This window comes from Leifsonia aquatica (genome assembly GCF_014190775.1).
GTDB classification, from domain to species: domain Bacteria; phylum Actinomycetota; class Actinomycetes; order Actinomycetales; family Microbacteriaceae; genus Leifsonia; species Leifsonia aquatica.
Map to the genome: position 1 here is coordinate 452,206 of NZ_JACHVP010000003.1, position 18,278 is coordinate 470,483.

18 protein-coding genes are annotated in these 18,278 nt (G+C 71.7%); 10 read left to right on the top strand and 8 right to left on the bottom strand.

Translation table 11 applies throughout. The annotated features are described in order from the left end of the window. The first annotated feature begins 35 nt into the window (after positions 1 to 35). Positions 36 to 575, top strand: a complete 540-nt coding sequence (locus FHX33_RS15505; RefSeq protein WP_021764081.1) for a GNAT family N-acetyltransferase — start codon at positions 36 to 38, stop codon at positions 573 to 575. A gap of 18 nt (positions 576 to 593) precedes the next feature. Here the strand turns inward: FHX33_RS15505 and FHX33_RS15510 are convergent, their stop codons facing one another. After that, positions 594 to 1,562: an NADP-dependent oxidoreductase gene (locus tag FHX33_RS15510; protein WP_021764082.1), complete on the bottom strand. Its 969-nt coding sequence runs from the start codon at positions 1,560 to 1,562 to the stop codon at positions 594 to 596. Positions 1,563 to 1,744: 182 nt separating this feature from the next. Between FHX33_RS15510 and FHX33_RS15515 the strand changes: the two genes are divergently transcribed. Beyond that, on the top strand, positions 1,745 to 2,473 hold the full coding sequence (locus tag FHX33_RS15515) for a DUF998 domain-containing protein (RefSeq protein ID WP_021764083.1): 729 nt from the start codon (positions 1,745 to 1,747) through the stop codon (positions 2,471 to 2,473). Here the strand turns inward: FHX33_RS15515 and FHX33_RS15520 are convergent. From FHX33_RS15520 to FHX33_RS15540, 5 genes are all read right to left on the bottom strand, one after another. Then, a complete protein-coding gene (locus tag FHX33_RS15520; protein WP_338092038.1) occupies positions 2,409 to 3,176 on the bottom strand; it encodes a YqaJ viral recombinase family protein in 768 nt (255 codons plus the stop codon). The two genes, FHX33_RS15515 and FHX33_RS15520, sit on opposite strands and share 65 nt — an antisense overlap. A gap of 35 nt (positions 3,177 to 3,211) precedes the next feature. Continuing rightward, on the bottom strand, positions 3,212 to 4,255 hold the full coding sequence (locus FHX33_RS15525) for a Gfo/Idh/MocA family protein (RefSeq protein ID WP_021764060.1): 1,044 nt from the start codon (positions 4,253 to 4,255) through the stop codon (positions 3,212 to 3,214). Positions 4,256 to 4,519: 264 nt separating this feature from the next. Further along, complete coding sequence (locus FHX33_RS15530; RefSeq protein ID WP_021764059.1) at positions 4,520 to 5,251, bottom strand: ThuA domain-containing protein; 732 nt, start codon at positions 5,249 to 5,251, stop codon at positions 4,520 to 4,522. 3 nt (positions 5,252 to 5,254) lie between these two features. After that, on the bottom strand, positions 5,255 to 6,334 hold the full coding sequence (locus tag FHX33_RS15535; protein WP_081704035.1) for a Gfo/Idh/MocA family protein: 1,080 nt from the start codon (positions 6,332 to 6,334) through the stop codon (positions 5,255 to 5,257). A 169-nt stretch (positions 6,335 to 6,503) separates the two neighbouring features. After that, positions 6,504 to 7,694, bottom strand: coding sequence for an ROK family transcriptional regulator (locus FHX33_RS15540; protein ID WP_021764056.1), 1,191 nt, complete (start codon positions 7,692 to 7,694; stop codon positions 6,504 to 6,506). A 149-nt stretch (positions 7,695 to 7,843) separates the two neighbouring features. Between FHX33_RS15540 and FHX33_RS15545 the strand changes: the two genes are divergently transcribed. The 5 genes from FHX33_RS15545 to FHX33_RS15565 are packed head-to-tail and all read left to right on the top strand — an operon-like array spanning position 7,844 to position 12,518. Then, positions 7,844 to 8,587 carry a sugar phosphate isomerase/epimerase family protein gene (locus tag FHX33_RS15545; RefSeq protein WP_420870886.1) on the top strand — a complete coding sequence of 248 codons (744 nt, stop codon included), beginning with the start codon at positions 7,844 to 7,846 and terminating at the stop codon, positions 8,585 to 8,587. Continuing rightward, positions 8,584 to 9,681: a Gfo/Idh/MocA family protein gene (locus FHX33_RS15550; protein WP_021764054.1), complete on the top strand. Its 1,098-nt coding sequence runs from the start codon at positions 8,584 to 8,586 to the stop codon at positions 9,679 to 9,681. Before FHX33_RS15545 ends, FHX33_RS15550 begins: the two co-directional genes overlap by 4 nt. 27 nt (positions 9,682 to 9,708) lie before the next feature. Further along, positions 9,709 to 10,842, top strand: a complete 1,134-nt coding sequence (locus FHX33_RS15555) for a Gfo/Idh/MocA family protein (RefSeq protein ID WP_338092039.1) — start codon at positions 9,709 to 9,711, stop codon at positions 10,840 to 10,842. After that, positions 10,839 to 11,870: a sugar phosphate isomerase/epimerase family protein gene (locus FHX33_RS15560; protein ID WP_021764168.1), complete on the top strand. Its 1,032-nt coding sequence runs from the start codon at positions 10,839 to 10,841 to the stop codon at positions 11,868 to 11,870. The genes FHX33_RS15555 and FHX33_RS15560 overlap by 4 nt, the downstream gene beginning before the upstream one ends. Positions 11,871 to 11,915: 45 nt before the next feature. Continuing rightward, positions 11,916 to 12,518 (top strand): pentapeptide repeat-containing protein, encoded by a 603-nt coding sequence (locus FHX33_RS15565; RefSeq protein WP_021764167.1) that lies wholly within the window; start codon positions 11,916 to 11,918, stop codon positions 12,516 to 12,518. Between the two features lie 61 nt (positions 12,519 to 12,579). On the opposite strand, the gene FHX33_RS15570 is transcribed toward FHX33_RS15565, so the two are convergent. Together FHX33_RS15570 and FHX33_RS15575 are read right to left on the bottom strand one after the other, a co-directional pair. Next, positions 12,580 to 13,251, bottom strand: coding sequence for an ABC transporter ATP-binding protein (locus tag FHX33_RS15570; RefSeq protein ID WP_021764166.1), 672 nt, complete (start codon positions 13,249 to 13,251; stop codon positions 12,580 to 12,582). Between the two features lie 23 nt (positions 13,252 to 13,274). After that, complete coding sequence (locus FHX33_RS15575) at positions 13,275 to 14,852, bottom strand: ABC transporter permease (RefSeq protein ID WP_183428697.1); 1,578 nt, start codon at positions 14,850 to 14,852, stop codon at positions 13,275 to 13,277. Positions 14,853 to 15,017: 165 nt separating this feature from the next. Between FHX33_RS15575 and FHX33_RS15580 the strand changes: the two genes are divergently transcribed. The 3 genes from FHX33_RS15580 to FHX33_RS15590 are packed head-to-tail and all read left to right on the top strand — an operon-like array spanning position 15,018 to position 18,255. Continuing rightward, the gene (locus tag FHX33_RS15580) at positions 15,018 to 15,788 is read left to right on the top strand and encodes a response regulator transcription factor (protein WP_021760255.1); all 771 of its coding nucleotides are present in this window, start codon (positions 15,018 to 15,020) and stop codon (positions 15,786 to 15,788) included. Continuing rightward, a complete protein-coding gene (locus FHX33_RS15585; protein WP_021760253.1) occupies positions 15,785 to 17,482 on the top strand; it encodes a sensor histidine kinase in 1,698 nt (565 codons plus the stop codon). The genes FHX33_RS15580 and FHX33_RS15585 overlap by 4 nt, the downstream gene beginning before the upstream one ends. Next, positions 17,479 to 18,255 carry an alpha/beta fold hydrolase gene (locus FHX33_RS15590; protein ID WP_021760251.1) on the top strand — a complete coding sequence of 259 codons (777 nt, stop codon included), beginning with the start codon at positions 17,479 to 17,481 and terminating at the stop codon, positions 18,253 to 18,255. Before FHX33_RS15585 ends, FHX33_RS15590 begins: the two co-directional genes overlap by 4 nt. Positions 18,256 to 18,278: the final 23 nt, after the last annotated feature.

Consider the following 18,278-nt stretch of genomic DNA (forward strand, 5'->3'; position numbering starts at 1 on the left):
GTCCCTCCATGCCCGCCAGCCGTTACCCTGGTGGCGTGACCGTCACCATCCGTCCCGCCCGCACAGGCGACGCCGCCGCGCTCGCCTCCGTCGCCGCCGTGACCTTCCCGCTCGCCTGCCCGCCGCACACCACGGAGGAGGCGAAAGCGCACTTCATCGCGACCGTGCTCTCACCGGAGCGGTTCGCGGAGTACGTCACCGACCCCTCCCGCCGCGTGCTGATCGCGGAGGACGAGACCGGGGAGGCGATCGGCTACACGATGGTCATCGTGGGGGAGCCTGCCGACGAGGACGTGCGCCGCGCCATCCGGGTGCGCCCGACCGCCGAGCTGAGCAAGTGCTACGTGCTGCCCGGCCATCACGGCGAGGGTGTCGCCGGCCGGCTGATGGTCGCGAGCGTCAGCGCGGCTGCGGACGCCGGGGCCGCAGGGATGTGGCTGGGCGTCAACGAGGAGAACGCGCGTGCCCAGCGCTTCTACGGCAAGCACGGCTTCGAGCACGTGGGGTCGAAGCGGTTCCTGGTCGGCGAGCGGTGGGAGGACGACTGGGTGATGGAGCGCAGCCCGATCTCCTGACCCGGCTGTTCGGAGCTCCTACCCCTCGGCGATCTTGAGCACGACCTTGCCGCGGGTGTGGCCGCTCTCGACCGCCCTGTGCGCGTCCGCGATCTGCTCGAGTGCGTAGATCTGGTCGACGTGGACGCGGACGTTCCCCGCCTCCAGCAGGCGCGAGATCACCCCGAGGGTGCTGCCGTCCGGGGCGACCCGGTAGCGGGTGCCGCGTACGCCGGCGGCAGCGATCTCGTCCTCGAAGCCGGGCCAGCTCCCGGTCGGCGCGTTGATGATCAGGCCGCCGGGACGCAGGACGCGCAGGGAGCGCGAGCCGGTGTCGTCGTGCACGTTCCCGATCAGGTCGATCACGACATCCACCTCCTCCACCGCGTCCTCGAACCGGGTGGTGGAGTAGTCGACCACCTCGGCGGCACCCAACGATCGCAGCCACGAGGCGTGGGAGCCCGAGGCCGTCGCGATCACGTGCGCGCCAAAATAGGAGGCGAACTGCACGGCGAAGTGACCGACTCCTCCGCTGCCCGCGTGGATGAGCATCCGCTGGCCCTCGTGCGCCTTGGCGACCTCCACGACCATGCCCCAGGCGGTGAGCGCGGCGAGCGGGGCGGCGGCGGCCTCGATGTGGGAGAGAGTGGAGGGTTTGCGCACGACGCTGAGGCTCGGCACCGAGATGTACTCGGCGTAGCTTCCCCCGAACCGCGGCACCATCACCATCCCGAAGACCTCGTCGCCGGGACGGAGGGGATGGGCGCTGTACGGCGACTCGACGACCACGCCGCTGAAGTCGTGGCCGAGCACGGCGGGAAAGGAGTGGATGGCGTCGAACACCCCGCGCCCGGCGCGCGTCTTCGCGTCGAGGGGGTTCACGCCGGCGGCGACGACCTTCACCAGGAACTCCGCGTTGACGCGGTCGGGGGAGACCGTGTCGCCGATCCGCAGGGACTCCGGCCCACCCGCCGCATCCAGGAGTGCGGCCCGCATGGTCTTCGGCATTCGTCGTCCCCTCGTCGGTCGCCCTCCACTGGCGCGATCAGGCTGAACCCAGTCAATCCCGGGATTGCGTCACCGGTGTTACGCCGGGGTCACCGCATGTGAACACTCTGTTTCGGATACCCCCAGGACGTTTCCAGGAGGGGTCGCGTTAGGATGCTTCGACCCGGACCCGAGGAGCCAGCGTGCAGCGATTCCTGCGCATCGTGCGCCAGCCCTTCGCGGTGCCTCCGCTCGCCCGCGGGTGGGAGCGCGCCGTGCCCATCCTGCTCGCCATCGGCACCGTCGCGGTGCTCGGCGGGCTCACGATCATCTGGGCCGCCCGGCTCACGGTCGACCGTCCCGTGTACGTGAGCGAGCTGGGCGCGGAGGGCGCCCCGACGGCGGGGATGTTCCGGGTCGCGCTGCTGCTCGTCGCCGCGGGCGGCTTCTCGATCGCCCTCGCGAGCGGGCACGTGCGCTCCCGCATCCGGCCGCTCGACCGCTGGGCGCCGGCCCTCAGCCTCGGCTTCGCGGCACTCTGCTTCGTGGTTGCCTCGCAGGTGACGTGCACGGCGAACTGCCCGGTGCCGATCGCCGATCCGCGCTCGACGGCGCAGGACCTGACCCACACCGTCTCCGCCGTGCTCGGCTTCGTCGCCGCCTGCTACGCGATGCTGCAGGTGGCGTTCGCCGCGCGGTTGCCGCGGGTCGCGCGATTCTCCCTCGCCAGCTGCGTCGCCGTCGCCGTCATCACGATCGTCGGGGGGATGCTCGCGATCGTGCACGTCGCCACGGACGTGGGCGCCTGGCTGGAATTGATCGGCACCACGGTGGCGATCGCGTGGATCGCCGTGTTCGCGCTCGCGCTCAGTAGAGGGTCGCGACCGGCGCGGGAACAGGGGCAGGCGCAGGTGCGGGTGCGGGTGCGCTGACCGGCACCGCCGTCGCCTGACGGAGCAGCTCGATCAGGTCGCCCGCGAGCCCGACGAGTTTCGCGATCTCGGCGTCGTCCCGGTCGACCCAGCGGCACTCGGGCTCGTCGTGCAGCGGCACGAAGCCGTCGTGCTGCTCCCAGACGAACAGGGTGCGCTCGGCGCCGAGCACGTACTGCTGCCACCAGATCTGGCGCAGATAACTGCGCGGGATGCTGCGGAACGGCTTGTTGGTGGTCTTGATCTCGCAGAGCTCGATCCGCTCGTCGGAGCGCACGGCGAGTCCGTCGGGCGTCGCAAGATGACGGCGATCCCGCTCGGCGTGGAAGAGGGCGTCCGAGGGCTGGATGCCGTGGGTCGCCGCAACCCAGGCTGCGATCTCCGGCTCCCGCACCCGACCGTGCTGCGTGTACGAGTTGCCCGAGAATCCGGTGCCGTGCAATTTGTCGTAGACGGCCGCGCGCAGGGAGCGCGGCGTCGAGAGCTTGGCGACGTCGGTCGCGGTGATGCCGCGGCTCCGCGCGCGAAGCCAGCCGACGCGGTCGCTGGAGCGCGCCACGACGCGGGCGAGGTGGCCGGTCTGGTCCGGCACCGCCGGGATCACCGGGACGGGAGCGGGCGCGGCGGCCCTCACCGGACCGAGGTCCGCCAGCACGCCCGGCCGGTAGAGGTCGGCGGAACGGGTCTGGGCGGGGTCGAGCACCCCTCCATTGTGCCTCGCTCCGGCGACGCTCGCTGTCAGCCCACGCCCGCTGCGCCGAGCTGGCGACGGGCTTCGTCGATCGTGGCGAGCGTCGAGACGGCCTCGTCCAGGGAGTGGAGCGGCGACTCGGTGCGGCCCTCGGCCACATAGCGGGCGAGCGCGGCACCCTCGTACGACATCCCCTGCCGGTGCGGGCGCCCGTACGGGTCGCGCCAGTGCGCGGCGAGGGAGCCGTCGGCGCGGTGCACGCGCAGGCCGCTCGGCCCCCAGAACGGCGAATCCGTCTCGATGCGTCCGGACGACCCGCTGATCGTGGCGAGCGACGGCGTGCCGGCCCGCAGCCCGGTGCTGAGCAGCGCCTGCGCTCCCGAGACCGTGCTGAGCACGAGGGCGGCCTGCTCATCCACGCCGGTGGGGGCGAGGGATCCGCTGGCGATGATGCCCGCCGGCGAGCCGAGAGCGAAGGACGCCCACGAGACGACGTACACGCCGAGGTCGAGGAGGGCACCGCCGGCCAATGCCGGGTTCCAGAGCCGGCTCGCCGGGTCGTAGGCGGCGTTCCCGCCGAAGTCGGCCGTGACGACCCGCACCTCCCCGAGGGCGCCGTCGTCGAGCAACTGGCGGGCGATGTCGGTCTGCGGCAGGTAGCGCGTCCACATCGCCTCCATCGCGAACACCCCCGCCTCCCGCGCCGCGGTGACGATGCGGCGCGCCTGGTCGGCGGTCGCGGCCATCGGCTTCTCGATCAGGACGTGCTTGCCCGCCGCGATGGCGAGCAGCGCGTGCTCGAGGTGCTCGCTGTGCGGTGTCGCAACGTAGACGACGTCGACACCGGGATCGCCGACCAGCGCCTCGTAGGAGCCGTGCGCTCGCTCGACACCGTGCTCGGCGGCGAACGCGGAGGCGCGCTCGGCGGAGCGCGACCCGCAGGCGACGACCCGCTGCGCCGTGTGGGCGTGGAGCGCCTTCGTGAAGTCGGCGGCGATCACGCCCGGCCCCAGGACGCCCCAGCGCAGCGGCGGCGCGTCGGCGGGATCGGGATGCCGTGGTGCGGGGAGGGAGGAGAGCACGTCCGTCATGTGTCCAGTCTGCCCTTCCTCCCCGCCGCGCGGTGAAGGGAGGAGATTCGGCGTCCTCGCGCGCCGACCTCCTCCCTTGCCTGCCATTTCCGGGTCGATCCCGAAAATCTCCTCCCTTTCCGGCCATGCGGCGAAGGGAGGAGATTCAGGAACGCGCGTCGGCGGGCCGCAGGCAACGGAGGAAATCAGCGCCACGATGGGCAGTGAGCTCCTCCGTTGGCGACGGGCGCAGGAGGATCGCCCCTCCGGAACGCGGCCCTCCGCCTAGATGGGTTGCGGGTTCGAGACGGCGGGGGCGACACGGGCGCCGGCCACGGGGGCCGCCCATTGCACGCCGTTGGCGAGCACTCGACGCACCTGCGGGTGGAAGTAGACCGGGTACTCCTGGTCGCCGGGGGAGAAGTAGAAGATCTTCCCGCGACCGCGGGTGAACGTCACGCCCGAACGGAACACCTCCCCGCCGGTGAACGAGCTGATGAAGACCAGGTCGTCGGGCGTCGGGATGTCGAAGAACTCCCCGTACATCTCCTGCGCCTCGATCACGATCGGCTGCTCGACCCCGGCGGCGATGGGATGCGTCGGGTTCACGTTCCAGACCAGCTCCCGCTCGCCGCCCTCGGGGTTGCGCCAGCGCAGGGAGCAGGTGGTGCCGAGCATCCGGATGAAGATCTTCGAGAAGTGGCCGGAGTGGAGGACGATGAGGCCCATCCCGCCGAGCACGTGCTCGCGCACCCGCTCCACGACCTCGTCGGCGACCTGGTCGTGGGCGATGTGGCCCCACCAGAGCAGCACGTCGGTCTCGGCGAGCACGGCCTCGCTCAGGCCGTGCTCGGGGTCGGCGAGGGTCGCCGTGCGCACGGCGACCTCCTCGCCGAGCAGGTCGCGGAGGCCCTCGGCGATCGCGCCGTGGATGCCCTCCGGGTAGATCGCGGCGATCGCGGGCTGGGTCGTCTCGTGGACGCCCTCGTTCCAGACGGTGACGCGCAGTGCGGCCATGGTTCAGGCTCCCTTCGTGGCGACGCTGGTGTCGTCGGTGCTGGTGTCGTCGGCGCCGACGGTGGCCGGCTGCAGCCGCACCTCGGCTCCGCGTTCGGCGGACGCGTAGGCGGCGTCGATCACCCGCGCGCGGTCCAGGGCGAGGGAGCCGTCCCACTGCGCCCAGTTCGCCTCGTCGGCGACGTGCTCGAGGAACGTCTCCACGACGGCGAGGTGGCCGCGGCCTGCGTCGGCGGCGACGCGGACGTCCGCCGTCTCCTCGCCGTCGCCGGTGAAGATGGTCAGCTCGCCGGCGGGGGCGTAGTCGACGACCCGCAGATCGGCACCGCCCTCGGTGCCGTACAGCGTGATGCCGAACTCGTCGCCGGCGGGACGGTACGCGGCCCAGCTCGTCTCGATGACGATGGAGCCGCCGCCCTCCAGGCGGAGCAGCACGCTCGCGAGGTCCTCGACCTCGTAGGCGGAGCCGACCAGCTGCTTGTCCGACGTCGCGCCGCCGCGACCGCGGACGCCGAGCTCGGAGTGGGTGACGGCCGAGACGGCGACGACCCGCGGCTCGCCGAAGAGGTGGAGCGCGTAGTCGAGCACGTGCACGCCGATGTCGATGAGGGGTCCGCCGCCGGCCATCTCGCGGTTGGTGAACCAGCTGCCGAGCGCGGGGATGCCGGCCCGGCGCAGCCAGATGGCGCGCGCGTGGTACGGGCGGCCGATCTGACCGGCGTCGATGGCCGCTTTGAGGGCCTCGATGTCGCCGCGGCGACGGTGGTTGAACGCGACCTCGAGCACGCGGCCCGAGCGATGCGCTGCGTCGACCATGGCCTGCGCCTCGGAGGCGGTACGGGCGATCGGCTTCTCGCTGAGCACGTGGATGCCCGCGTCGAGCGCTCCGACGGTGATCGGGGCGTGCAGGAAGGTGGGCACGGCCACGCTCACGACGTCGAGGCCGCCGTCGGCGACGAGGTCCTTCCAGTCGGCGTAGCGGCGCTCGACGCCGTACTTCTCGCCGAGGGCGGCGCGAGGTTCTTCCTCCATCCCGGCGATGGCGACGAGCTCGACGCCGGGAAGGGCGGCATAGGCCTCCATGTGCTGCTGACCGGCCCAGCCCAGGCCGATCACGCCGGCGCGCAGGGGTCGACCGGCAGCGGCGCCGGAGGAGAGGGATTCGGTGGTCACGAGGGTCCTTTCGAGGTGGGATTGAGCGGTATCGAATCGATTCGATGATCGATGCGGGTGGACGGGGTGATGGAGGGGGTCAGCGCGAGAGCGCGCGCACCGCCCCCGAGCCGGGATCGAGCACGTGCTGGATCACCATGATCGCGGCACCGATCACACCGCCGGTCTCGCCGGAGCGCGACTCGGTGATGGTGAGGTGCTGGGTGGCCAGCGGCGTCGACCGCTGGTAGACGACCTCCCGCACCCCGGCGAGCAGCTGTTCGCCGACCCGGGAGAGACCGCCGCCGACGATGACCATCGACGGGTTGAGGAGGTTGACGCAGGTCGCCACGACCTCGCCGAGATCGCGTCCGGCCTGGCGGATGGCCGCCTGCACGATCGGATTGCCGGTGCGTGCGAGGTCGACGACGTCGTCGGTGGTCTCGGCGGGGATGCCTGCAGCGGTGAGCGCCCGCGCGATCGCCGGTCCGCTGGCGAGGGCCTCGAGGTCCGCATCCTGAGCGCCGTGGCTCGGGGTGCCGTCGCCGAACGGCACGCGCACATGGCCCAGGTCGCCGGCGGAGCCCTGCGCACCGCGCTGGAGCCGGCCGCCGCTGATCAGGCCGGCGCCGATGCCGGTCGCGACCTTCACGAACAGCAGGTCCGTCTGCTCCGGCCAGACCCGGGCGTGCTCGCCGAGGGCGAGGAGGTTGACGTCGTTGTCGACGAGGACGGGCACGTCGAACACGCGACGGACGTAGGCGGGCACGTCGAAGCGGTCCCAGCCCGGCATGATCGGCGGGTTCACCGGGAGTCCGGTCGAGTGCTCCACCGGACCGGGCACGCCGATCCCGATGCCGACCAGGTCGCCGAGCGGGCGGTCGCTCTCCCGGTAGAGGCGCTGCGCGCTCTCGAGCGCCCAGTCGAGCACGGACTCCGGGCCGTCGGCGATGCGGATGCGCTTGGACTCGCGGGCGAGGATGTCGCCGGCGAGATCGGCCAGCGCCACCACGGCGTGCGTCGCACCCAGATCGATCGCGATCACGACGCGCGACGACGGGTTGAAGCGCACCCGCGCGGGCGGGCGGCCGCCGGTCGACACATCGTCTCCCGCGGGTGCGATCAGTCCGGAGGCGGTGAGCGAATCGATGCGCACCGCCACGGTCGAGCGGGCGAGACCGGTGAGCTCGGCGAGCTGGGCGCGCGTGCGTGGGACGCCGTCGCGCAGGATCGCCAGCAGGTCGGCGGCGTCCGTCGCGACCAGGCCCGTCTCGCGCGCGGTGTCGGTCATGCGGTCATTGAACCACACCGGTCGGCATCCATCCAAAGATCGCGTGGCATCCGTTGACTTTTGATTGACATCCGACAGAAGTCTCGGTTGAATGGAGCCATCGCCATCCGGCGGCCATCCATCCGCACCACCACTCGACGAGGAGTCCTGTGTCGACGTCAAAACTCTCCGTGCAGCTCTACACGGTCCGCGAACTGCTGACCGAGGACACGGCCGGCACCCTGCGCCGCATCGCCGACATCGGCTTCACCCAGGTCGAGCCGTTCGCCTTCCTCGAGTTCGGTGACGCCCTCCGCGACGGCCTCGCCGAGGCGGGGCTCACCGCTCCCACCACCCACCAGGGTTTCATCGGCGGGGATCTGGATCGCGTCTTCAGCGCTGCGCAGGCCCTCGGCATCCAGACGGTCATCGACCCGTTCGTCGCTCCGGAGCGCTGGCAGACCGCCTCCGACGTCGCCGCGATCGCCGACCAGCTCAACGAGGCGGCCGAGGTCGCCGCCCGCTACGACGTCCGCGTCGGGTACCACAACCACGCCCACGAGATCGAGAGCACCATCGAGGGCACGACCGCCCTCCAGTTCTTCGCGGGCAAGCTGGCCCCGGAGGTCGTGCTCGAGGTCGACACCTACTGGGTGACCGTCGGCGGACACGACCCGCGCACCCTCCTCCCCGCCCTCGGCGACCGCGTCGTCGCCCTCCACATCAAGGACGGCCCCGGCAGCACGGAGACGAAGGACCAGGTCGCCGTCGGTCAGGGCTCGCTCCCGATCGCCGAGATCATCGCCGCCGCACCGAACGCCCTGCGCGTCGTCGAGCTGGACGACTCGCGCGGCGACCGCTTCCAGGCCGTCGCCGACAGCTTCGCCTTCCTCACCGCCGAGGGCCTCGCGTGAGCGCCGGGCGCGTGGGCGTCGGCGTCATCGGCGCCGGTGTGATCAGCAACGAGTACCTGGGCAACCTCACCTCGTTCCCCGACCTCGAGGTGCGCTTCGTCGCCGACATCGACCAGGAGCGCGCTCGCGCGCAGGCCGACAAGTACGGCGTGCCGGGCTCGGGCTCGGTGGAGGAGCTGCTGGCCGACGACGGCATCGAGATCGTCGTCAACCTCACCATCCCCAAGGTGCACGTCGAGGTGGCGCTGCAGGCGCTCGCCGCGGGCAAGCACGTGTGGAGCGAGAAGCCGTTCTCGCTCGACCGTGCGACCGGCCAGGAGCTGCTCGACACCGCGAACGCCCGCGGGCTGCGCGTGGCCACCGCGCCCGACACCTTCCTCGGCGCCGGCATCCAGTCCGCCCGTCGCCTGCTCGAGAGCGGCCGCATCGGCGCCCCGCTCACCGCACTCACGCTGATGCAGTCGCCCGGCCCGGAGTCGTGGCACCCCAACCCCGACTTCCTGTTCCAGGAGGGCGCAGGCCCGCTGTTCGACATCGGCCCGTACTACCTCACCGCGCTGGTGCAGCTCTTCGGCCCGGTCGCCCGCGTGGCCGCCGTGGCGTCGAAGTCGCGCGAGACCCGCGTGATCGGCTCGGGCCCGCGCGCGGGCGAGGAGTTCGCCGTGACGGTGCCCACGCACGTCAGCGCTCTCTACCAGTTCGAGAGCGGGCAGACCGCGCAGGCGATCTTCAGCTTCGACTCGAAGCTCGGCCGCACGCTCTTCGAGGTCGCCGGTGTCGACGGCACCGTCGAGGTCCCGGACCCGAACACCTTCACCGGCGAGCTGCGCATCCACGGCGCCGACGGCGAGGAGACGGTCGCCTCGACCGGTTCGACGTCCTCCCGTGGCACCGGCGTCGTCGAACTGGCCCGCGCCATCCGCGCCGGCGTCCCCGAGCGCGCCTCGGGCGAGCAGGCGTTCCATGTGCTCGACGTGATGGTCGCGACCATCGAGGCCGGGGAGTCCGGCGTGCCGGTGGAGGTCGCGAGCACCGTGCAGGTGGCGCCCGCCCTCCCCGAGGACTGGGACCCGCGAGCGGCGACGCTGGCGTAGCCGGCACGGAGACGTGAGGACGTGACTGTGGGAGATGCGACGAACGGCGGCTTGACCCGCCGCGACGAGAGCCGGGCGGGCGAACGCCTCCGGGTCGCCATCGTGGGCGGCGGCTTCATGGCCGAGGTCCACACCCGGGCCGCACGCGCAGCCCGGGCCGAGCTGGCCGGGATCGTGTCGTCGACGGCCGAGAAGTCGGCCGCGGCGGCGGACCGCCTGGGCGTCGCCCGCGCGTACGGCTCGCTCGACGAGCTGCTCGCGGACGACAGCATCGACGTGGTGCACGTCACCACGCCGAACGCCCTCCACGCGAAGCAGGCCGGGGCGGTGCTCGCCGCGGGCAAGCACGTCATCTGCGAGAAGCCGCTGGCCACGACGACGGCCGATGCGGAGGAGCTGGTGCGCGCGGCCGAGGGACGCGTCGCCACGGTGCCGTTCATCTACCGCTTCCACCCGATGGTGCGGGAGGCGCGTCACCGCTTCGCGTCGGGAGAGGCCGGCCGGGTGCTCAGCATCAACGCCTCCTACCTCCAGGACTGGCTGCTCGGTTCGGGCGACGATAATTGGCGCGTCGACTCAGCGCAGGGTGGACGGTCCCGCGCTTTCGCCGACATCGGCTCGCACCTCGTCGACCTGGTCGAGTTCGTGTCGGGGGACCGGGTATCCCGCGTCTCCGCGACGAAGAAGACCGTGTTCGCCGAGCGGGCATCGCATTCCGCGATCACCACCGAGGACGCCGTCGCGGTGGTCGTCGAGACCGTGGGCGGTGCGCTCGGCACCCTCCTCGTCTCGCAGGTCGCACCCGGCCGCAAGAACAAGCTCTGGCTCGAGATCGCCGGCACCGCCGAGAGCGTGGCCTTCGACCAGGAGCAGCCCGAGACGCTGTGGGTCGGCCGCCGGGCGGGCAGCCTCCTCATCCCGCGCGACGGCGACCAGCTGAGCGCGGACGCCGCCCGGCTGTGCGTGGTCCCCTCGGGTCACCCGCAGGGCTACCAGGACGCGTTCAACGCGTTCATCGCCGACAGCTACGCGGCGGTCGCGGGGGAGAGCCCCGACGGCCTGCCGCGCTTCACCGACGGCCTGCGGGCCGTGCGGATCACGGACGCCGTGCTCGACTCCGCCGAGGCGGGCACCTGGATCGAATTGGGAACGGAACGATGACGGATCAGAACGAGTCGGGGCGCACTCACCCGGTCACCCTCTTCACCGGCCAGTGGGCCGACCTCACGCTGGAGGAGGTGGCGAAGCTCGCGAGCGGGTGGGGCTACGACGGCCTCGAGATCGCCGCGTCGGGGGAGCACCTCGACGTCTGGCGTGCCGCCGAGGACGACGCGTACCTGCAGGGGCGCCTCGACATCCTGGACAAGTACGGCCTCAAAGTGTGGGCCATCTCCAACCACCTCAAGGGCCAGGCCGTCTGCGACGACCCGATCGACTTCCGCCACCAGGCGATCGTCGGCTCGAAGGTCTGGGGCGACGGGGAGCCGGAGGGCGTCCGCCAGCGTGCCGCCGAGGAGCTGAAGCTCACCGCGAAGGTCGCCCGCAAGCTCGGCGTGGACACGGTCGTCGGGTTCACCGGGTCGAAGATCTGGCCGTACGTCGCCCAGTTCCCGCCGGTCCCCGCCTCCGTCATCGACGCCGGGTATCAGGACTTCGCGGACCGCTGGAACCCCATCCTCGACGTGTTCGACGGCGAGGGCGTGCGGTTCGCCCACGAGGTGCACCCGTCCGAGATCGCGTACGACTACTGGTCGAGCGTCCGGTCGCTAGAGGCCATCGACCACCGCGAGGCGTTCGGCTTCAACTGGGACCCGTCGCACATGATGTGGCAGGACATCGACCCGGTCGGCTTCATCGTCGACTTCAAGGACCGCATCTACCACGTGGACTGCAAGGACACCCGGCTGCGTCCGCGCAACGGCCGCGCCGGCGTGCTGGGCTCGCACCTGCCGTGGGGCGACCCGCGCCGTGGCTGGGACTTCGTCTCCACCGGGCACGGCGACGTGCCGTGGGAGGACTCCTTCCGTGCGCTCGAGTCGATCGGCTACACCGGCCCCATCTCGATCGAGTGGGAGGACGCCGGCATGGACCGTCTGCACGGCGCGAAGGAGGCCGTCGGCTACATCCGCTCCCTGCTCTGGAAGCAGCCGACCGCCTCGTTCGACGCCGCGTTCAGCAACCAGGACTGAGCCGGCCCCGGCCGGGCTGTCACCCCGGATGGCTAGGCTCGACCCGTGAGTACGGAGAGCATCATCCGGGGTGAGGACTGGTACGGGCGCGACCTCGACGGGGTGGAGTTCACCGACGTCGAGTTCGTGGGCGTCGACATGACGGAGCTGCGCTCCTCGGGCGCGACCTTCACGCGGTGCACGTTCCGGTCGGTGCGGTTCAACGTGAGCGAGCACACCGACTCGGCGTTCGTGAACTGCACCTTCCAAGGGTGCAACTTCTTCGACACGACCTTCCGGCGCTGCAAACTGACCGGCAGCACCTTCCACGCCTGCGACTTCGCGCTGCTCAAAGTGGAGGGCGGCAACTGGGGCTTCACCGGTCTCTCGCGCGCCGAGCTGCGCGGCGCGGAGTTCCGCGGGGTGCGCCTCCGGGAAGCCGATCTGGGCGAGGCCCGCTGCGCCGAGTCCCGGTTCGACGGGTGCGACCTCTCGGGCGCGACGCTGACCGGCGCCGACTTCACCGCCGCCTCCCTCGTCGGCAGCGACCTGACCGGCGTGGACCCGTCCGACGTTCTCCTGCGCGGCGCCACGATCGACGAACGCCAGGCGGTCGTGCTCGCCGAGGCCCTCGGGATGCTCGTCGTCCCGACTCCCACCGCCACGTGATTCGTGCCGAATGTCGACTTAGCGGAGGGCTAAGTCGACATTCGGCACGAATGTGGCGGGGCTAGGCGGCCTCTTTGACCTGGCCGTGCTTGATGTGGAGGCGGCGCTGGGCGCGCTTCGCGACCGCGCTGTCGTGCGTCACAATGACGAGGGTGAGGCCGCGGTCGCGCCAGAGCCCTTCCAGCAGGTCCATGATCTCGTCGCGGGTCTCCTCGTCCAGGTTGCCGGTCGGCTCATCGGCGAGCAGCACGTCCGGGTTCTTGACCAAGGCTCGAGCGATCGCGACGCGCTGCTGCTGACCGCCGGAGAGCTCGGACGGCAGGTGGGTGCCGCGGTCGCCGAGTCCGACGGACGCGAGCGCCTCCGCGGCCCGGCGCTTGCGCTCCTCCGCGCTCACCTTCAGCGGGGCGAGCGCGGTCTCCACGTTCTCCTGGGCCGTCAGCGTCGGGATGAGGTTGAAGCCCTGGAAGACGAAGCCGATCTCGTTCGCGCGGATGCCCGTGAGCTTGCCGTCGCCGAGCTTCGACAGGCTCGACGTGCCCAGCTCGACCGACCCCGTGGTGGGGCGGTCGAGGGCACCGAGCATCTGCAGCAGCGTCGACTTGCCGCCGCCGGTGGGGCCCTGGATGGCGACGAGCTGGCCGTCCGGGATCTCGAGGGTGACGTCCTTGAGGGCGACGACCTCGCGCTTGGACTGGGTGTACTTCTTGGTGACGTTCGCGAGGGTGTACACGGTTGCTCCTTGAGGCGGTGGGGTCAGGCGACCGAACGGAGGGCGGCGGCCGGGCGGAGGCGCGAGGCGCGCCAGCCGCCGATCGCACCGGCGATCAGGCCGCCGAGGACGGCGAGCCCGACGGCGCCGAGGATGATCCAGAGGGTGATGGGCGCGTGGAGGGCGATCTCGCTGGTGGAGGCCGCGGCCTGACGTGCGCCGGCGAAGCCTCCCCCTGCGCCGCCGAAGCCGCCTCCCGCACCACCGAAGCCGCCTCCCGGCGCGTTGGTCGCCGCCGTGCCGACGGCTCCCGCACCGCGACCCGCGGCGTCGGCGAAGCCGGAGCGGGTGTTGACGCTGCCGGTCAAGGTCGGCGAGACGAGGTTCACGATCAGCACGCCGAGGAGTCCGACGGCGACGCCGATGATGCCGCCGATGACGCCCTGCACGACCGACTCGCCCGCGACCTGGCCGACGATGCGGCCGTTGGACCAGCCGATCGCCTTGAGGGTCCCGAACTCACGGGTGCGGCGGGTGACGCCGGAGATCGTGAACAGGATCGCGATGAGGAACGCCGCCGCGAGCACGATGAGCGACAGCCAGGTGCCGAGGTTCGCGATCAGGTCGCCGGCGCTGCCGAGCGAGCCGGAGACGTCGGAGGCGAGGTCGGCCTCGGTGCTGACGGTCGCGGTGGGGAGCGCCTTGGTGAGGTCGGTCTTGATCTGCGAGATGTCGCTGGAGGAGGCCGCCGTCACGTAGACGGAGGAGATCTTGGCCGTCTGTCCCGAGAGGGTCTGCGCGACGTCGAGCGGGATGTACGCGTTGGAGGCCGTGGAGGAGTCGGACCCGGTCGCCGCGACGACGCCGATGACGCTGAAGTCGGTGCCGCCGATCGTGACGGTGTCACCGACGGCCTTGCTGGCCGTCTTCGCGTAGGCGGAGTCGAGCACGACGACGTCCTTGCCGGCGTCGGCCTTGGTGAAGGTCCGGCCCGAGGTCAGGGTGACCGATGCGAGCGGGCCGACCGACTTGCCGGCCGGGTCGAGCCCGAGCACGCTGAAGGAGTCGACGTTGAAGGAGCTGCCGCCTGCGCCGTCCGCGCCCCCGGTCGGAGCGGGGGAGGGAGCGGCCGCGTCGCCGCCGGCCGCGCCGGTGCCGCCGGCCTGCCGCTCCTGGCGCAGCTGCTGGAAGTCGGGGAGCGTGCCGCTGAAGCTGGTGTTGGTGAGGGAGAGCACTGCGGCCGCGGCCGAGACGTTCTGCACCTTCTGCACGGTCGCCAGGGTGGAGTCCGCCATCACGGTGGCCCCGCGCGTGGGCTCGAGCCGGGAGGTGTTGACGCTGCGGCTGCCGCCGGCGTCCGTCCCGGAGTTCGCGCCGAAGTCGAAGCGTCCGCCGCCGCCCGCCTGACCGGTCGCGGTGGGGGCGGTCGCGGGCTCGCTGACGGTGATGTCGGTGCCGACGCCGTAGACGGACTGGAGGACGCTGGCCTGCGCGTCCTTCACTCCGGCGGAGACCGCGTTGACGATGATCACGAGGGCGATCGCGAGGGCCATGCCGATCGCGATGATGATCGTCTGCTTGCGACGGTTGAGGAGTTCCCGTCGCAGATATGTGCCGAACATGTGGCTTCCAAACTGGGCTGTGGTCCGATGATGACGGGGGGACGCTAGGTCCGCACCCTTTCGGGCGCTTATGGCGTTCCTATGGTTTCGCTGAAGATGTGAGGGATCGAAGCTCTCAGAGGGCTCATAGGTTTCGCATAGCCAGTGCGAAGACCCCTCTTCATAATGGGAAAGGTGACCATCAACGCCCGCGCCGCCTCCAGCGCCTCCCCCCAGCCCCGTACCCTCCTGCGCCGTGCGGACGGCAGCTCCATCCGCGTGCTCGTCGTCGACGACGAGGCCACGCTGACGGATCTGCTGGCGATGGCGCTGCACTACGAGGACTGGGAGGTGAAGACCGCGGCCAACGGCCAGCAGGCGCTTCAGCTCTCGCGCGAGTTCAAGCCGGACGTCGTGGTGCTCGACATCATGCTTCCCGACATCGACGGGCTGCAGGTGCTCTCCCGGATGCGCGCCGACGGCAACGAGGCGCCCGTGCTCTTCCTCACCGCGAAGGACTCCCTCGACGACCGCATCGCCGGCCTCACCGCCGGCGGTGACGACTACGTGACGAAGCCGTTCAGCCTGGAGGAGCTGGTGGCGCGTCTGCGAGGGCTGCTGCGCCGGTCGCGCGCGGCGGTGGCGGACCAGGACGACCCGGTGCTGATCGTCGGCGACCTCGTGCTGGACGAGGACAGCTACGAGGTGCACCGCGACGGCGAGCCCATCCAGCTCACGGCCACGGAGTTCGAGCTGCTGCGTTTCCTGATGCGCAACCCGCGGCGCGTGCTCAGCAAGGCGCAGATCCTCGACCGCGTGTGGAGCTACGACTTCGGCGGCTCCTCGAGCGTGGTCGAGCTGTACATCTCCTACCTGCGCAAGAAGATCGACGCCGGCCGGCCCGCGATGATCCACACCGTGCGCGGCGCCGGGTACATGGTGAAGGCCGCCCAATGACCACAGCCCGCACCGCGGGCGCACCGGCATCCGGCGGCGGGACCAGCTGGTTCCGCCGCATCCGCCCCTTCCGCTCGTGGACGCTCCGCAGCCGCGTCGTGCTCGTCGTCGTGGCGATGCTCGCGGTGCTCGGCGCCGTGATCGGGACGGTCAGCGTGCTGTCGCTGCAGAGCTATCTCGTCGGACGGCTGGATTCGCAGCTCACCTCGTCGCTCAATCGGGGCCAGCAGCGGGCGAACTCCCTGTTCGGCGAGGGCCCGACCGGTCCCAACGTGACCCAGGTGGTGGCGGCTCCCGGTCAGCAGACGGAGACCTTCGGCGTCGTCCGCAGCGGTCAGAACCTCCTCTACCCGGTCATCCTGGCCGATCGCCCACCGGAGGGGACCCCCGACCAGTCCGCGGCTCCGCAGAGCGTGGCCATCAACCGCGCGGTCCTGCTCAAGCTCCCGGCCGACGGGACGCCGCGGACGATCACGCTCGGCCCGACCGTCGGCGACTACCGCGTCGCTGCCGTCCCTCTCGACAACGGCGACAGCGTCATCATCGGGCTGCCTCTCGCCCCGGTGAACGCGACCGTCGCCCAGCTCACGCTGGTCATCGTGCTCGTGACGCTCGCCGGCCTGATCTTCGCGTTCCTCCTGGCGAGCTTCATCGTGCGGCTCGCGATGAAGCCGCTGGAGCGTGTGACCGGCACGGCCGAGCAGGTGGCGAACATGCCCCTCGACCGCGGCGACGTCGCCCTCTCGGTCCGCGTGCCGGAGTCCGACACCGACCCGCACACCGAGGTGGGCAAGGTGGGCTCGGCGCTGAACCGGATGCTCGGCCACGTCGCCTCCGCGCTCACCGCGCGCCAGGCGAGCGAGCAGAAGGTGCGCCAGTTCGTCGCCGACGCGAGCCACGAGCTCCGCACCCCGCTCGCCTCCATCCGCGGCTACGCCGAGCTCACCCGCCGCGCCCCGCACGAGCTGCCGGCGGACGTGACGCGCTCGCTCGGCCGCATCGAATCGGAGGCCACGCGCATGACCTCGCTGGTCGAGGACCTGCTCCTGCTCGCGCGGCTCGACGAGGGACGAGAACTCGACCAGGACCCGGTCGACCTCTCCCTGCTGCTCATCGACGCCCTCAGCGACGCGCACGCGGCCGGCCCCGATCACCGCTGGCGCATCCTCGTGCCCGAGGAGCCGGTGGAGGTCGTGGGCGACGCCCCGCGCCTGCACCAGGTCGTGACGAACCTCCTCGCGAACGCGCGGGTGCACACCCCCGAGGGCACCGTCGTGACGGCGGCGCTCGCCGTCGACCGCGAGGCCGGCCGAGCGATCGTGACGGTGGAGGACAACGGTCCCGGCATCCCCGACGAGCTGCAGTCGACGCTGTTCGAGCGGTTCGCCCGCGGTGACAGCTCCCGCAACCGCGCGACCGGGTCGACCGGCCTCGGCCTGGCGATCGTGCAGGCCGTGGTGGAGGCGCACGGCGGAGAGGTGTCGGTGCGCAGCGAGCCCGGGGACACGGTGTTCACCGTGAGCCTGCCGCTCGTGGAGGGCGACGGCTCGTCCGTCGAGCCCGTGGCGATGATCGAGCCGGACGACGTCGAGCCGGACGAGATCGAGGTCGACGCTGTCGAAGGCGACGCTGTCGAGGCCGACGCTGTCGGAGGCGACGCCGTGGAGACCGCGCCGGGAACGGAACGGGAGTGACCCGCCCGGCCACGATCGCCGCGACGCCCTACGGCCCGGCCTCGGCGCCGCCCCTGGTGTTCCTCCGCGGCCTGCCCGCCGTCCCGCGCGCACCGCGTGGGATCGACGCGTTCACCGAGCGCCTGTCGCTCCGCGGGACCGACGGGCACCGCGTCTACGCGCTGGGTCGTCCCGACACGCTGGCCGGCGCCGTGACCATGCCCGAGATCGCGGACCTCTACGCGAGAACGCTCCGGCGTCGTTTCGGTGCGCCGGTCCCGATGGTCGCGACCTCCACCGGCGCGAGCATCGCCCTCCAGCTGGCCGTCGACCATCCCGACCTCGTGAGCGCCCTCGTCATCGTCTCGGGGGCGGGCCGGCTCGGTGACGAAGGGCGCCTGTTGCAGCGGCGCTACGCCGACCAGGTGGAGGCGGGGGACCGCCGCGCCGACGCCGAACTCGCACTGGCGACCCTCGACTTCCTCGGCGCCGGGCCGATGCTGCGGGCCGTGGCGCCGTTCCTGACGCCCCCGGAGGACGTCGGGACGCTCGTCCCGCTCGTCCGCGCCGAGGACGGCTTCGACATCGTCGACCGGGCGGACCGGATCACGGCGCCCACCCTCTTCCACAGCGGCGACCACGACGCCTTCTATCCGCAGGAGGTGGTGCGCGCCACCGCCGACCGCATCCCCGACTCCCGTGTCGTCGTCCACCGCGGCTGCGCTCACGGGGAGGTCGTGCTGCGGCCGGGCTACGGCGCCTCGGTCCGCGGGTTCCTGCGCCGTCACCGCTGACCGCGATTTGCGCCGGGACGCCA